The organism is Thermonema sp. (assembly GCF_026003375.1).
In the GTDB taxonomy this organism is placed as follows: domain Bacteria; phylum Bacteroidota; class Bacteroidia; order Cytophagales; family Thermonemataceae; genus Thermonema; species Thermonema rossianum.
Genome location: NZ_BPHD01000002.1, coordinates 112594 through 128925 on the forward strand (window position 1 = coordinate 112594; position 16332 = coordinate 128925).

Annotated in this window: 12 protein-coding genes; 2 read left to right on the forward strand and 10 right to left on the reverse strand. The window is 48.8% G+C overall.

Going from position 1 to position 16332, the window contains the following annotated elements; all coding sequences use genetic code 11:
- Positions 1 to 33 precede the first annotated feature (33 nt).
- The 9 genes from QVE43_RS05560 to QVE43_RS05600 form a co-directional block, all read right to left on the reverse strand.
- A complete protein-coding gene (locus tag QVE43_RS05560; protein WP_288005008.1) occupies positions 34 to 2694 on the reverse strand; it encodes a DNA translocase FtsK in 2661 nt (886 codons plus the stop codon).
- A 50-nt stretch (positions 2695 to 2744) separates the two neighbouring features.
- The gene (locus QVE43_RS05565) at positions 2745 to 3779 is read right to left on the reverse strand and encodes a quinone-dependent dihydroorotate dehydrogenase (RefSeq protein WP_288005010.1); all 1035 of its coding nucleotides are present in this window, start codon (positions 3777 to 3779) and stop codon (positions 2745 to 2747) included.
- A gap of 9 nt (positions 3780 to 3788) precedes the next feature.
- Positions 3789 to 5441, reverse strand: a complete 1653-nt coding sequence (locus tag QVE43_RS05570; protein ID WP_288005012.1) for a glycosyltransferase family 39 protein — start codon at positions 5439 to 5441, stop codon at positions 3789 to 3791.
- A gap of 4 nt (positions 5442 to 5445) precedes the next feature.
- Positions 5446 to 6213: a glycosyltransferase family 2 protein gene (locus tag QVE43_RS05575; RefSeq protein WP_288005014.1), complete on the reverse strand. Its 768-nt coding sequence runs from the start codon at positions 6211 to 6213 to the stop codon at positions 5446 to 5448.
- Between the two features lie 152 nt (positions 6214 to 6365).
- Complete coding sequence (locus QVE43_RS05580) at positions 6366 to 6746, reverse strand: hypothetical protein (RefSeq protein ID WP_288005016.1); 381 nt, start codon at positions 6744 to 6746, stop codon at positions 6366 to 6368.
- A 153-nt stretch (positions 6747 to 6899) separates the two neighbouring features.
- Positions 6900 to 7739 carry a GLPGLI family protein gene (locus QVE43_RS05585; protein ID WP_288005018.1) on the reverse strand — a complete coding sequence of 280 codons (840 nt, stop codon included), beginning with the start codon at positions 7737 to 7739 and terminating at the stop codon, positions 6900 to 6902.
- Positions 7740 to 7773: 34 nt separating this feature from the next.
- A complete protein-coding gene (locus tag QVE43_RS05590) occupies positions 7774 to 10533 on the reverse strand; it encodes a carboxypeptidase-like regulatory domain-containing protein (protein WP_288005020.1) in 2760 nt (919 codons plus the stop codon).
- An 87-nt stretch (positions 10534 to 10620) separates the two neighbouring features.
- On the reverse strand, positions 10621 to 11556 hold the full coding sequence (locus QVE43_RS05595) for a GLPGLI family protein (RefSeq protein WP_288005022.1): 936 nt from the start codon (positions 11554 to 11556) through the stop codon (positions 10621 to 10623).
- Between the two features lie 237 nt (positions 11557 to 11793).
- Positions 11794 to 12126 (reverse strand): hypothetical protein, encoded by a 333-nt coding sequence (locus tag QVE43_RS05600; RefSeq protein ID WP_288005024.1) that lies wholly within the window; start codon positions 12124 to 12126, stop codon positions 11794 to 11796.
- Positions 12127 to 13479: 1353 nt separating this feature from the next.
- On the opposite strand from QVE43_RS05600, the gene QVE43_RS05605 reads away from it, so the two are divergent.
- Complete coding sequence (locus tag QVE43_RS05605; protein WP_288005025.1) at positions 13480 to 14502, forward strand: helix-turn-helix domain-containing protein; 1023 nt, start codon at positions 13480 to 13482, stop codon at positions 14500 to 14502.
- An 18-nt stretch (positions 14503 to 14520) separates the two neighbouring features.
- Positions 14521 to 15315 (forward strand): tryptophan synthase subunit alpha, encoded by a 795-nt coding sequence (trpA, locus tag QVE43_RS05610; RefSeq protein ID WP_288005026.1) that lies wholly within the window; start codon positions 14521 to 14523, stop codon positions 15313 to 15315.
- Positions 15316 to 15667: 352 nt separating this feature from the next.
- Here trpA and QVE43_RS05615 read toward each other — a convergent pair whose 3' ends face one another.
- The gene (locus QVE43_RS05615; RefSeq protein ID WP_288005028.1) at positions 15668 to 16258 is read right to left on the reverse strand and encodes a DUF5606 domain-containing protein; all 591 of its coding nucleotides are present in this window, start codon (positions 16256 to 16258) and stop codon (positions 15668 to 15670) included.
- Positions 16259 to 16332: the final 74 nt, after the last annotated feature.

Consider the following 16332-nt stretch of genomic DNA (forward strand, 5'->3'; position numbering starts at 1 on the left):
GTTCATCACTTTTTCTTTCACTTATTTTAAAGGTTAACCATGTTTGTTGTTTAGTTCATTCAATAACTGTTCCAAAGCATACTCATCGGGTATAAGTACCTCACGTGCCTTGCTGCCCTCGAAGGGTCCTACGATGCCGGCTTGTTCAAGTTGGTCGATGATACGCCCTGCCCGGTTATAACCTATTTTTAAGCGGCGTTGCAAAAGCGAAGTACTGCCTTGTTGATGCATGACCACAATGCGGGCTGCTTCTTCAAAGAGGGCATCGCGGTCAGATAAATCCACGGCGCCGGCTTCATTTTCGCCCGCTTCGCCTACATATTCGGGCAGCAGATAGGCCGAAGCGTAGCCCGGCTGCTCGCCAATGAAATCGCAGACGGCTTCCACTTCATGCGTGTCGATGAAGGCGCATTGTACCCGCACCAGGTCGGCACCTGTAGAAAACAGCATGTCGCCCATACCAATCAACTGTTCGGCACCACCGGTATCCAGAATGGTGCGCGAGTCCACTTTGGATGTTACGCGGAATGAAAGACGTGCCGGGAAGTTGGCTTTAATGATACCTGTAATAACATTGACCGAGGGGCGTTGGGTAGCCACCACCAAGTGGATGCCTATGGCGCGCGCCAGCTGTGCAAGGCGTGCTATGGGCTGCTCTACCTCTTTGCCGGCGGTCATCATCAAATCGGCCAGCTCGTCAATAATCAACACGATATAAGGCATGAAGCGGTGCCCTTTCTCGGGATTGAGCCGCCGCTCCAGAAACTTCTTGTTGTATTCTTTAATGTTACGGCAACCTGCTTTTTTCAACAGGTCGTAGCGCGTATCCATTTCAATACACAACGAGTTCAGTGTATTGATTACCTTGGAAGTATCGGTAATGATGGCTTCCTCTTCATCGGGCAGCTTGGCAAGAAAATGACGCTCTATTTTATTGTAAAGAGTGAGTTCCACCTTTTTGGGATCAACCAGCACAAACTTCAACTCGGCAGGGTGCTTTTTATAAAGCAAGGAAGCCAAAATCACATTCAAACCGACGGATTTACCTTGCCCTGTAGCCCCTGCAATGAGCAGGTGAGGCATCTTGGCAAGATCTACCATGAAAATCTCGTTGGTTACAGTCTTGCCAAAAGCAATAGGCAAGGCATATTTCGTATTGCGAAACTGTTCACTCTCCAAGATAGGGCGCAAAGCTACCAATTCGCGTTTTTTATTGGGCACCTCAATGCCAATGGTGCCCTTACCGGGGATGGGCGCAATGATGCGAATCCCCAAAGCAGACAAGCTCAGTGCAATGTCGTCTTCAAGGTTTTTGATTTTGGAAATACGCACCCCTGCTTTGGGCACCAGCTCATACAGAGTAACCGTAGGACCTATGGTCGCTTTGATGGACTCAATGCCAATGCCATAATGCCCCAGTGTTTCTACGATTTTATCCTTATTGGCTTCCAGCTCTTCGCGCGTCACCTGCACACTTTCGGCGGGTGCATCGTCGAGCAAGGAAGTGGGCGGCATTTGATAGCGCGACAACTCCAACCGCGGATCGTAGGTCGTAGTTAGGCTGCCGGGCGTCGAATTGTCCAAAGTGTCTTCTTCGTCCTCGTCTTCCTCGTCCTCGTCCACAACCGCCGACACAGGGGGCAAGTCCGTAGTATTGACCACCTCTACCGTAAGGGGCGCATCTTTTGATGGTTGTTTCTCTTTGCCGCTTTGTTTTTCTTCTTCTTCAAGTAAAAAAGTAATGATAGATGCTTCTTCTTTCTCTCCTGCCTCCTCCTTTTCTTCTGTATCCGCAGCAACAGGTTTGGATGCTTTCTTAGTAGCTTCGCTGTGCTGTTGCTCTTCCTCCTCCTCGCCGATACGAACCAGCTTCATGCCCATCTTTTCAACTTCTTCTTCTATTTTCTTTTCGTCTTCATAAAGCAAACGGCTCACTTCTTCGCCTTTTTCCTCCTCGTCTTCTTCATATTCATCGCTTTCTTCCTCTGCGGTATCCAATGAAGGCGTTGCAGGCGGTACCGGATGCTTCTTCGATGAAACGGCTTCCATGCCGTGAGCGGCCATACGCTTGAACGCACGCCACTGCTTCCAATCCACGGCTGTGATGTTCCAGAAGTAAATGGCAAAGACAATGAAGCAAAATGCCAGCCACAAGGGAGTGCCCCAGCCAATGAGGGCGTGGGTCCATCGTGCCAGCTCGTAGCCCACACCGCCGGCAATCAGTGTAAAGTAGTTGCCACCGGGCAGTGTCACAGCCAAATAACCGAGCGTGTAACTAAGCCAAAAAGCCAAAAAGAGAAAAAGCAAGAAGGTACGCTTAAAAGCAAACAAACGCACCCGGAAAATAAGGTCCACGGCTGTGTGTACCAGCAAAGGCACAATAAAGAAAGCGCCTAAGCCCATCCAACGAAAGATGAAACGATAAGACAGCAACGCCCCATAAATACCCAGCCAGTTTTCCACTTCGTCGCCGGCTTCAATTACGCCGGTGCTGTCGATGGCTTCCACCACGCTTTGGTCGGCTTTGGCTGTAAACAAATAAGAAGTGAAAGCCAAAAGCAGGTAAAAAGCCATAAAAAACAAAGCAAAGCCCAGCACCAGCTGCAAGCGTCTGTCTTTCAGCAGCCCTATTCGTTTTTTGGCTCTGCGTATAGGTTCGTTTTTGGGTGTATTCTTAGGTGTGTTTTTGGTCATAATGTCAACAAGCAGGCATATTTTGCAAAAGCTAATTTAACGAAATCATTTCAACTTTCTTCATGCAACAGCTGTTCGAGACTGCGCTTCACCAAAGTAGGCCCGGCATACACAAAGCCGGTATAAAGCTGCACCAGGTCGGCACCGGCACTCAAGCGGCGGCACACGTCACCGGGGGTCATCAAGCCGCCTACCGAAACAATGGGGAAGTCGTCGCCCGCATATTTGCGCAACAGCTGTAATATTTCTTCCGAACGCGCGCGCAAGGGAGCACCACTAAGCCCACCGGCGCCTATGGCTGCCACTTTTTCCGGGGGGGTACGCAGTCCGTCCCTGCCAATAGTGGTGTTGGTGGCAATAATGCCGGCAATGCCGGTATGCTTCACTATCTCTATCACATCTTTCAATTGCTCTTCGCTCAAATCAGGGGCTATTTTCAATAAAATAGGCTTGGGCTGCGGCTTAGCCATATTGCGACGCTGCAGCTCTTCCAGCAGTTGCTTTAGCGGCTCTTTTTCCTGCAGTGCCCTTAGGTTAGGCGTATTGGGCGAACTCACATTCACCACAAAATAATCCACATATTCAAACAGTTTTTCGAAGCAAATCACGTAGTCTTCTACGGCACGCTCATTGGGGGTGGTTTTGTTTTTGCCTATGTTGCCGCCTATCACAATGTTCGATTTGCGTTTTTTCAAACGCTCCACGATGGCATCCACCCCATCGTTGTTGAAGCCCATCCGGTTGATGATGGCGCGGTCCTGAATAAGGCGAAACAAGCGGGGGCGGGGATTGCCTGCCTGTGGACGGGGCGTCACAGTCCCTATTTCCACAAAACCAAAGCCGAAACATTCCCACGCATCTATCAACAGGGCGTTTTTATCGAAGCCTGCCGCCAACCCTATGGGGTTACGGAAGCGAATACCCCAATACTCGCGTTCCAGGCGCGGGTCTTCTACTACGAAAAGCCTTTTGCACAAAGCTTTGACAAAAGGCAGGCGCATGAGCACGCGCAAGCAGGAAAAGGTAAAAAGATGTGCCTGCTCGGCAGGCAATAAAAAAAGCAAACGGCGAATCAGTGAATACATCCCTCAATTTTATTTTTTGGGTTCTCGAACGAAGAAAGCAAAGCCACCTTTTTCGCCTATCAGCTTCACGTCGGCATAAGGTGCCATGCGGTCTTTTTGGTTGGCTTTCACCACAAAGTAGGCGGGCTTGTCTATGTCGCCATGCAACAACCACGCTTCGTCTTTACTTTTGGGGTTGGCTTGTGGCTGCACGCGGGCATAGAAGTAATGGGCGTAGCTCTTGAAGCCTACCGGACGCACATACACATCTTTTCCCTGCAAGCTTTCGTAGAACTCAATGGCCGGTCTTTGCGAATAGGCTTCTATCTTGGGCACTATCACTACCAGATAGCCCATCAGACAGACGGCCGTGGCATAGCAAAGCCACAACAAACCGGCACGCAGGCGGTGCTGCCATATCCAATAGATGCCTACCGAAGCCAGTACTACATAAATCAAGCCCATCAGGAATTCCCAACCGCCCCAATGTACCTCTGTTTGCAAGCAAGCCACCGCGAAGGGGTCTTTAATAAAGTGGTAGAACGACTCTTTGAAATAGGCAAACAAAGGAAGGGCCGTAAGCAACAAACCAAAAACGGTAGCCACAATCAATAACAAGCGGCGCACATACAGCGGCAAAGGCTTTTGCTCTTCCATGTGCCAGTACACTACATAGGCAGCCAAGAAGGAAAGCGGGAAATAAGACAGCGATGAATAATGCACGATTTTGGTTTTCACCAGGGTGAATACAATCATTACCACCCAGAAGAGTGCCAACATCCAACGGCGCAGGTGCAGGGGGTCGGGGCGCTGCTCCTGTTTGCCAAAGGCGGGCAATGCCAGCACAGACATGGGGAAGCAACCCAAAAACACCACTACAAAATGATAAAAGAAAGGCTGCTCGTGGCCGGCATCCGGTGTGGTCAGCAAGCGAATGTGGTAACGGATAAACTCCTCAATAAACCAGGTGCCATGTTGAATGAGTTCCAGGCCATACCAAGCAAAAGAAGTCACAAAAGCAGCGAATGCAAACGCAAGTACATCTACCGGGCGTGCTACCTTACGAAAACCATACCAAGCCCAGAAAACCAAAAAACTCAAGCCCACCATCAACAAGCCCACCGGTCCTTTGGTTAAAATAGCCATGCCGGTAGCTGCACCGGCCAGCGTTGCCCATTTCAAAGCGAAGGGCGTCTTGTAAGCTGCCACAGCACGTGCCAAGCCATACACTCCCATGAATATAAAGTAATTGAACACGGGGTCGATGATGGCAGATTTAAAATAAAAATGCGGCAAAAAAGAACCCAAGTAACACAACCCCCAAATGAAACCAAAGCGCCCATCGTAATGGCGCTTTCCTATAAAATAGAAAGTAAGCAGTGTAATTACCCCAAAGACGGCATTGGGAAAGCGGGCTGCCCATTCATTCACCCCAAAAAGCTTCATGCTAAGCACCTGCAGCCAGAAGAAAAAAGGCGGTTTTTCCCAAAAAGGCTCAAAGTTGATTTGCACGCGTGTATAGTTGCCCGTCACGAGCATTTCACGTGCCGACTCGGCAAAATTGATCTCATCCCAGTCGAAGAGATGCACTTTTCCCAGAAAAGGAAAGAAAAAGACCATCCCCGACAGCATCAAAATCAGCCAATGGTAGGGATAGTCTTTATCGAAGATGCGCTTTATCATAACCTTACTTTGTTGTTGACGTACCGGTTTGTTTTTTGAGCAACTGCCAAGGCCACACACCCCAACGATGCAAACGGTAACGCAAAGACACACGCAACACACCCAAGCCATAAATCACGCTGCGCTTGAAGTTGATCGAGGAAGCCTCTTCAAAGTAGCGTGTGGGGCAGGTTACTTCGGCTATTTCATAGCCTGCGTTGAATATTTGCGCTATGATTTCGTTATCGAAAATAAAATCATCCGAGTTTTGCTCGAAGTCTACATTGCGCAATACCTCTGCCGAAAAAGCCCGGTAACCGGTGTGGTACTCCGACAGCTTTTGGTTCAGCAGTATATTTTGGAAGAGTGTCAAAGCGCGGTTGGCTACATACTTGTACAAGGGCATACCGCCACGCAAAGCGCCTTTTCCTAAGATACGGGAAGCAAACACTACCGGATACACCTCCTCACCTATGATAGACACCATGGCGGTTATCAGCTTGGGCGTATATTGATAGTCGGGGTGTAGCATCACCACAATGTCGGCGCCCAAGGCAAGCGCCGTCCGGTAACAGGTCTTTTGATTGCCCCCATAACCCTTGTTTTGCTCATGCCGAATCACGTGCCGTATGCCAAGCTTACGCGCCAGCTCAGAGGTATCGTCCGAGCTTGCGTCATCTACCAGTATCACTTCATCTACAATATCAAAAGGGATTTCCCGGTAGGTTCTTTCCAGTGTGCGGGCTGCATTGTAGGCAGGTAAAACAACGGCTACTTTTTTTCCTGAATACATGTTGGTTCAATGATTTTGGCACACAAATATAAAAGCATTTCGGGGCACTGCCAATTAAGCCAAACAAAAAGCCGGGTGCAGCGGGCTGCACACCGGCGGTCATCAACAAACAGTCGGCATTATATAGGTAGCTACAATGAGTAGAAAAGCCTTTATTCCGGGCGGACATACACCTTCTTTCCCCTGCTGTTGTAATAATAATGCCCACCACGGGGACCCGTATAGATCGGGCGCACGCTTGCCGGCATCGAGTAGGAAGGCACTGCATAAGACGGACTCGCCGGGCGCTGTGGTCTTGTAGTTACCGCAGGGTTGCGGTCATTGTAATCATAGTAGCCCACGTAGTCATCTCTGTCTGCATCCTTCCACAGGTTCTCTGCATGCTTGTAAGCATGATTATACACATCACGATAAGGACGGCTTGAATAGTGGTAGTTGTTGTCAAGGGAATGCCATCCGTTTATCCCTTGCGCTTTCACTCCACTTATTATCAAAAGTATGCCAAAAACGATAAAAAGTGCTTGATTTTTCATCAGTGCTTTTTTTGGGTGAACGCTGCAAATATAGGAGGCGACACCGAGCAAAAATGGTTTCTGCAAGCTTGTAATAAAAAAAGGGCTATCAATAGAAGCCCTTTACTATTCAACACAGAACTTGTATTTTTTCAAAATACGCTTAAAACCATATCACCTCCATGCATCCAGCTCACGCCACTTCTTTGCCGCTTGTTGCAAAGAGAAAGGCGAAGCAGCACCCCTCATCCTTTGTTTGCGGTTTTCTTCCTCTATTTGTGCTTTCAAGTAATCGTGGCGCGATGCGTAATAAGACGAAGGATTGATTTGCCGGCGCACCTGCTCTACCTCGTCTTCCAGGCGTTCCTGCTGCAGGTACTCCACGCCTACCAGACGAAAGACCAGTTTTTTGTTTTCCTCATATGCTTCCAATATCAGGCCGGGCAGCCCGTTCAGTTTCCACGGACCATGGGCATACGGAATAGAAGGCGCATACCACGCCACATATTGCCGCCCCCGGAAACGCCCCACTGCCTTTTTGCAAGCTACTCCCGATATGACACGCTGCTCTGCAGGGTGCACAACCCAGCGTATCTGCAAGGACTCGCACGCTTCGTTGCCTCCCATGGACCGGCTTGCCACCCACTCCCAAGCTTGCTTTCCGGAAGCACAGGCATTGTAGAAATAGTACTCCCAAGGATGCAGGCGAAAAGGCATCTCGTTCGGATTGATGAGCGCCGTCCCCTCTTCTTGTGCCTGCTGCATCTTTTCAGACATCCAGCGCATTTGCTCTTCTTCGGAAGCGGGCTCTGCCCGCTCTACATAAAGCGATGCGGATGTATCAAAATACAGGTCTGCATACCATGCATTCTTTTTGGTAGTTTCGGGAAAGTGCGCGCTGTCTTTCCACCTCCAATCTTCCACCACCAAATACCTGACATGCGTAACCTGTGCGCGAGCAGGCATGCACTGTATGATGAATAAAGCAACGATAAACACACTTTGTAGTCTCATGATATGGTTGTTTTCATTTATTATCTCTTGTTTCTTACCACGACAGCCGGCAGCCAAGCAACACATAACGTGGCAAAAGATTGAAGCTTCGTGTGCTGCCCGCCACATCGCTTGATGCATTGATTTGCAGCACCTGCCGGTCGGTCAGGTTATAGGCCCGTATGAACAAAGGGAAACGCCCTTCTTCATGCCAGTTGATAGATATTTCTGTATCGAGAAAATGATAAGCATCTTTTTGCTCCGGCAAATACACCACCTGATTATTGATTTTCCACAACAGGCGTTCGTCCCAGAAACGTAAAGAAAAATTCAGGTAAGCATTGAAATAGCGGTTGTCGAAAGAAAAAGTACTGCCTGCTTCTTCTACGGACGTCATGCTTTGCTCCATCTCCGCGCCTGCATAGTAATTGAACCACCCAAAGAAACGCGACTCAATGAATACAGCGGGCATCAAGGCATATGCCACAAAACGGCGTTCTCCTACGCCAATCCCTTCATTTAGGCTTTGTGTGCGTGAAGCGTTGAGTTCCACATGTGCTTTGGAATTGATGAAATACAGCGGGAACTCCCATTCAATGTTTTGGGCGAGTGTGGCACTATTGCCTGCCCAAATGAGCTGCGTGTAATCGAGCAAGGGCGCAAAACGAAAACGGGAAGAAGAAGCCGGCAGGTGGTAGGTATAAGAGAGATTCCAGCGCAGCCAAGAAGCGAAACCATGATAGCGCGACAAGCTTAAGTTGAAGCTGTGTGAGCGCAATACCGCCAGGCTGTCGGCACCGGTATAAATGCGGTCGAAGTTGGGCAAGTATAGCATACCATGCACAGACCGCAAGGTAGGCAACTGTGTTTGATAGTCATAAATGAAGCTCCAGGTAGAAGTAGCCTTATCGCTCTTTTTTTCATAGGCAAAGCCGGTGGAAGCGCTTCCCAGCCAAAAGCCGGAATGCTCTTCCGCATCGGCCTGCCTGCGTTTTGCGTATGCACGCCGGGCATGCAGGCTGCTGCGCCATTTCAAGGCTTTCGTAATGGCATAATGATGCGACAACATAGCCCCCACATCTTGGACCTCCAAGCTTTGGGGCTTTCCGAAGTCAACAGGTGCAAAGCGTTCGTTGTTATCGCCTTGTATAACGGTGCTGCCCTGCAAGCGCTCTTTGTGCGCCGTGTAGTGCGTGATGTATTCCCAATAACTGCGTGGACTCAAACGGTACACGCCTTGCAGCTGCCCGCCCCACCGTTCAAAATAGCTGAGTACCTCTTGTTCTACGCCATTGGCGGCGAAGTCAAGCCCAAAAAAGTCTGCATAACGATCGGCCTGCGTGCGGGCATCGAGTGCTTCGCGCAGCGAGTCGGCATGGTAGTAGGCCGATACCACCCAGGCATGGTGTTTGTTCCACCGCTTGGTGAGTTTCAGCTCGTGGTCTTGAGCAAAATAGCGGCGTTGTTGGGCTTGTGCCAACCGGTCTGCCAACAAGCCATCGATGAAGGTGCGGTTGGTTTGACTAAAAGGGCGGTTGTTTTGCTGCCATACCGTATTCAGTTCTATGTTTGCCTCTTGGCTCAACTCCACAAACTGCCGCAGCCGGATTCCTCCCAGCCACTCGTGCAGCTGCTCGGCATGCTCATAGGCGCGAGAGAAGGCAGCCCCTGCCGCCGCATAACGGCTCGACTCGCTGAATGCTTGCTGCACGCGGTCTTCATAATACAACACAGTGGCTGTAGATTTCCAATCAGCGGCAGGGCGGAAAATCAAGGTGTTAAGAGACTTTACGCCGTCGTTGAACAGGTTGCGCTGTTTTTGCAAGGCTACAGGCGACTGCAGGTAAAAATCATTGAGATAGCCATTGCGCACATCGCCAAAGTCGAACGGACTGCTGCCAAACGGATCGAAGCTGTAGCGATTCATCAGGTCATTGCCGGTGTTGTTGTGGTTGGTCAAGCTCACCAGCTTATTGACACGCCGCTTGGCTTTGGCTTCTTCCACGGCCTGCCCTTTCGCCCACAAATAAAGCAAAGAAGCAGAGACTTCACGCCGCCATGTGCCGGTGCCGGTTTTTACATCGGCGCCCGAAGCAAGGCTTACGGAACCGACAAATTTTCCAAAGCTTTTTTTCTTGACTTTTAAATTCAAAATCAGCTCGTCGGTTTGCGACAAGCCACGCAAGGCGGGATTGTCTTCGTAGTTATCCACAAAGTGGAACTCCTCCACCAAGTCAACCGACAGGTTGCGCGTAAGCAAGGTATAGTTCGAGCCGGTCAGGTCGTCATCTTCCAACATCACCTTCGACACCCGCTTCCCACGCAAATACACGATGCCGTCTTTATCTACCTCCACGCCCGGCAGTTTTTTCAAAGCATCTTCCACATTGCGCTCGTTGCCTTCCAGGTAGTCCTCTGCTTTGTAAATGGTGCTGTCGCCATTTTCTTTGATTTCATAGCGTTGCCCTTCAATGACCACTTGTTCTATATTCATGGCGAATGGCTCCAAGACGATGGGCGCCAAACGAAGGCGGGCGTTCCTGCCCCACTCCACCGGCAAACGCTTTTCGCGGTACCCCAACGCTTCTATAATCAAAAGCGCACGTTCCGGGAAGCGTCCTTCCATTTTGAAGTACCCCTCCGCATCCGTGATTTCCTGCGCATGCAGGTGCATCGAGCTGTCGACCAGTGACACAAAAGCCGAAGGCACCGGCTGCTGCAGGCTGTCGCGCACCCACCCTTCCAAAACATGCTGCGCCTGCCCTGCCATTGCGTGAAAAAACAATAGCAGAGTAAATAACCCTCTCCGATACATCACTTATCCTTTTTATTCAGATTTCAATATTGTAATTCTGATTTTACCGTCCCCTTATTCTATTTCTATTCTTGACACTACCCATTTTTATTTCTTCCTGCGTAATACTTTGTCAAGTGCATTTTTTTGGATTTGTAGCGAATATTGGTCCATTTCTCTACCTTTACTAATAACGGTTTCGTCCAATGACACCTCTATGTCGTAGTCCGTATCGGCGAGCATTCTTATAACCTTAACCATGCTTTCCATCATAATATCATAGTACTTTTCCCTGCTCACTATTTTCACTTTTCTTTTTTTCTTCCTGATATCCTCCACCCGGGGTACTTTTATCTGTTCCGACAAAGTAAGGCTCTTAAAAAGGAAATTCACCTGCCGGGAAAGGTCGTGCGCTTCTACAATCAAGCCCGGCAAGCCATTCAGCAGCCAAGGACCATAAGGAACCGGTATTTGCGGGCAATACCAAGCCACATAAGTACGCCCCCTAAGGCTCCCCACTGCTTTCCGGCATAGCAGCTCGCCTATTTGCTTTTCTTCGGGGAACACCTTCCAGTTGATTTTTACGGAGTCCCGGTGTTCGGCATAAGCGAAGGGCACTTTGCTCATTTCATTTAAAGTGCTTACTGACTCATAATACCGGTCTCCTCGGAAGGCAATTATTCCTTCTTCTTCCACCTCAATAAAAAAATCATTTGGTCCATTTTCGGCATATTCCATAGCCAGTTCTTCTTGTGACATTCCCATGAAAGGCGCTGCCAAGCTGTCAATGTTTTCTTTTACACCGGACAAGGGAATACCCTCTGTGCGCTCTATAAAGAAGGTAGATTCAGCATCAAAATACAAAGTAGCCTCCCTCACATTTCGCTTCACCAAGGGGGGCATTTGTGATGAATCGCGCCAATCCAAGTCTTCTACAACCAGGTATCCGACCTTCCCGGAAAGACGGTTTTGAGCACCTGCCCGCAAGCAGGATGCAAGCACTCCCCAAAATATAAACAACCAAACGAACATGCTTCTTTTCATACCTGCACTTGTTAGTGTTGTTTTTCAATACCTTTTAACCTTAGTTATTGCTCCTTATTGTTTTTGCTTCAGCCTAATTAGCTCTTCTATTGCATCGTCCAGTGCTTTTTTGACAATGGCTTCCACCACGGGATCTCTCAACAAGCCCAAACATGCTCCCGTCTAGCCCATACCTCGGATATTACTTACACTCATAAGCTTCAAATAGGGCTTTACTTGCTTGAACTATCTGCTCTTTCATAAAAGCCCCAAACTCCTTCTCCCCACTTCGATATATTCGCTGCGATTCATGGGCTGAACACCCTCCCATTGCCCAAGGCGGCGAAAAAACGCACCTCTTCTGTGTACTGCACCTCTTTTGCCCTCGAGTATCAAGCTTTGATCCAGTGTGCGCGCTTCCAAAACCAAGCCCTCGGGATGCCACAAAATCCAAGGACCGCCGGCAGGTAAATCGGGGCAATACCAGACCTCATAAAGTGCCTTGCCATCCTTGCGGGCGGTGTCTTTGTAGCAAACATTCCCCTGAATGACTTTGCTTTCGGCTTTTGACTTATCCCAGTCTAAAAGCAAATCCGAAGCATTTTCTATTATCACAAGAGAGTCTAACGTTCCACTTTCTTCCTCTTCTTCTTTCTTCCTCTTTTTTCTTTTCTTCTTTTCTTTCCTCGCAAAAGTGCTTGTTCCCAAGGAAAGCTTATACTCCTTTACATCTTCGCCATTCTTTTGTACGTGGTAAAATACTCTCTTTTTATCATCATACATTAACAATTCCTGATAGCACAAAGTATCTTTTCCGCCTTTGAGGCATAATGTGCCTTCAAACCGCGTATCGTATCCTTCAGAACACCCGGTTTTCCACTTCGTACAGCACTTGAAAATAACGCCCCGGCGTACTCTCGCCCTGGTGGAGACAGACTGTCTTGTCCATACGCATAGGCTGCAGACAAATGAAGGCTAGTATGCAAAACGATACGTAGTATCATCATGCTTCTTTGTTTTTTCCTGAACTTAAGTATACCAGGAGCCTTTCCTTAACAGGCAGCAAAGAAGGTGAGCGCTTCCCTCATCCTTCTTGTTTAAGTAAGCCCTTCTACACTTTAATTTGTGAGACACAGAAGAAGTCGTCACTCGGTATCTCTTTCCCTTTAACATGCACGTATTTGCGTATCTATAAGACATCCCTCCCTCTTGCGGCTGCCCATTGTTCTCTGACTTGCTCTCCTTATGGGGCGAGTGCTTCTAGCTTTTTCTTTTTTTAGAGGCTCCCTAGACTATACCTTGCTCAAACTCCTCCAGTAGTCAACTGATGTCTCTCTTTCTCCTAACACTTGTTGGGTCTACTACTTAATCTCACAGCACAGTGCGTCTTTGCCTTGATTCTGGCAAAGCTTTCGAGTAGCTTCCACTACTTTACTTTAATTGTACCATATGCACGCACCCAAGTCTCACTTTTATAATTGAACGCTTCGCCTTTAAAAAGAGGGACTTCCACTTTGATCGAGGCACGCTCCCTTACCTGCTAACTCTGGCGGACTCTGTACCACAACCTGGTCAGTTTTTGACGTCTCCATTGCTTTTTGCAACTGAGATTTTCCATTACCGGCAAACGAGGTCAATGCCATGCCTCCTGTAAGAAGACACAAAAGAGCTATCTTTTTCATCTTTTTACTGAATTTAGTTTATAATAACACATCCCCACTTTTACACCGTGGGACAGGTGCCCTTTCAGGGAGTAAAGACGGTCATTGAGCTGCGCAGCGGGAAGCTTCCCTTCTTCAATAACCGTTGCAAAAAAAAAAAAAAAAAGAGTCAATACTTACAATGTATTTTTCCATCCACAACCATCAACAAAGTACTTTCTTCGGGGCAGCATTTTCAAAAAGCCGCCCGTCTGATTATATTTGTGAAAGACCCTTCAAGATTATGAGCTTAGTAAGCCAAAACATACGTTATTTGCGCCGTCTGCACGGCTATACCCAAGAACGCCTTGCCCAAGCCATAGGCATCAAGCGCTCGCTGCTGGCAGCCTATGAAGACGGACGTGCAGCGCCCAACTTAAAGAACCTGGTGCGTTTTGCCCGCCTCTTCGGCATTACTGTAGATGAGCTCATCACCATAGATTTGGCAAAGGTGAAGCGTGCGGCAAGTGTGGTGCCCGAAGGTATTCCCAAAGAAGACGCACCTGCCCCCGAGGCACCTCTTTTTGAAGAAGAAACAGAAGAAGCAGACCCGGCAGAAGAAGACGACGAACCACAGTGGTTGGAAGACGATGACAATGACTTCCATGAACCTCCGGCACCCCGCTTCAAAAAAACAAACAAAGGGCACAGCGGCAAATATTTGTTCGACGATGATACGGAAGAAGACGAACCCTCTTTCGATAAAAGAAGCACGCACGAAAAGAAACGCCCTTCGGCTACCGAGCGCTATCCTACCTTAGACGAGCTGTTTGAAGAGAGCCCTGTCAGTACTTCCGCAGATATACCTTTGGTGCGCATCCATCAGCTGCCCGACTATTTGGCTTATTTTGAAGACAATGACTTCGTGCAGGCACTGCCCAAAATACAACTCAGCCTGCTGGACCGTGGCAAGCAATACCGTGCCTTTGAAAGTACCGAAGAGATGGGCTTTAAAAATGCCCTGTTTATAGGTGAATATACCCGCAACTGGTACCGCCTGCACGACCGTACGCCCTGCCTGCTGCTTACCCAACGGCACGGGCTGGTATATGGGCAAGTAGAAAATCACCTGCGTGACAAAGGCTACCTGCTCATGCTCGATGGTGAATGGGAAGGCATGCGTTTCAACCTGCGCGAAATCTTTGAAATATGGCAGGTCGTCCTGTTTATCAGCCGCGAAGTGCCCATGCCTTCGGCACAAAGCGAAGAGCTGATGGACATGTGCATGCACTTACAAAAGCAATTGCAACGTTTCTTGAAAAAATAAACCGAAGTATCAACAGCTATGAACCGTTTACAAGATGTGTTCTTGCAGAAGCAAGGCAATTTATTGAATGTGTATTTTACTGCCGGCTATCCTACCCTCCACAGCACGCGCCCCCTGTTGCGTGCACTGCAGGCAGCCGGCACCGATTTGGTAGAAATAGGCATGCCTTTTTCCGACCCTTTGGCTGACGGTCCGGTCATACAAGACAGCAGCACCCAAGCCCTGAAAAACGGCATGACCCTATCGCTGCTGTTCGAGCAGCTGGCCGGCATGCGCGATGAAATACAGCTGCCGGTTTTGCTGATGGGCTACCTCAACCCGGTGATGCAGTATGGCATGGAGCGCTTTTGTGCCGACTGCGAAAAGGTGGGCATCGATGGTCTTATTTTACCCGACTTGCCGCTTGATGAATATGAGCGTGAGTTCAAACCCCTTTTTGAAAAGCATGGTTTGGCGGCTGTTTTCCTGGTTACGCCACAAACCGACGAAGCGCGTATCCGTAAAATAGATGCCCTCAGCAATGCCTTTATTTACCTGGTATCGACAGCCAGCACCACGGGCACCAAAAACGCCGCCCAATCTGCCACCGAAGCCTATCTGCAAAGAGTGGCTTCCATGCAGCTGCAAACCCCTGCAATGGTGGGCTTTGGCATCAAAGACAGAAGTGGTTTTGAGCTGGCTTGCCGCTATACCCGGGGCGCCATTGTGGGCTCGGCGTTTATCGAAGCACTGCAAGGGGCAAGCGAAGAGGACTTCCCGGCGCTGTGTAAAAGCTTCGTAGAGCGATTTAAATCGCCGGTATCAACCACTTAAATGGTATTTAGCAGAAGTCTTTGCTCTTTATTTACAAGCAGTGTTGCACAAAAAAAGGAAGGAGTACTCCTTCCTTTTCTCTTTTTGGGGATGTTACCCAAAGATAGGCTTCTTGCCCAAGTTATGTCGATTCCGATCTTTCCGTTCCCACGGTGTGAAAAGAGGCTTGTCATTTCGAACTTCACGTAGCATGCCATCTCGAACGAGCGAAGGGAGTGAGCGATCTCAATCCTGCCAAGCTACGAGAAGCAATAGATTTCTCGCTTGCGCTCGAAATGACAAAGAAGAAAAGCCTCAAAAGGATGGAACCTTCCTATTTTCAGGCTATACACATTCTCTTCTTAATGCCGCTTTATTCTTCGCTTCCTTCCGATTTCTTCTTTGTAGTACGCTTACGGGCGGTTTTTTTCTTGGGCTGTGCTTCTTCGGCTGCCGCTTCTTCTACCGGAGCTTCTTCAGTAGCTTTTTTCTTGGTGCTGCGCTTGCGCTTGGGCTTTTCTTCAGCTGCTTCGGCTTGCTCCTCGGCAGGTTTTTCTTCTTGCGGGCGCTCCAGCACTGCCGGTGCTTCTTTCAATAAGATTTCATACCACTTCAGCAGCTTGCGCACGTCGGAAGTAAACACACGCTCACGGCTGTATTGGGGCAGCACTTCGGCAAAGAAAGCCATTACTTCTTCATCACTGCTTGTTTTGTGATGCACGGGCAGCTGCTCACCATATTTTTCTTTCATGGTATAAAGCACCTCTACCAAAGGATAAGCCCCTTCGGCATCATCGGTATAGAATGTAATTTCTTGCAAGATGGCTACTTTTGCAGATGGCCCCAAGGGAAGCTTCTTTTTTTGCGCGTCGAGGCTTTCCACCAAAATACCATTGCGCATAGGCTTCAATACGCGATAGAGCCCGGGCTTTCCGGTTACACAAGCAATTTCTCTGAACTCCATAGAATCTTGTCTGTTTATGACTTCTCGTTTAATTAGCTCACAAATTTAATAATAAAACGCAGAGTAAGCGTTTC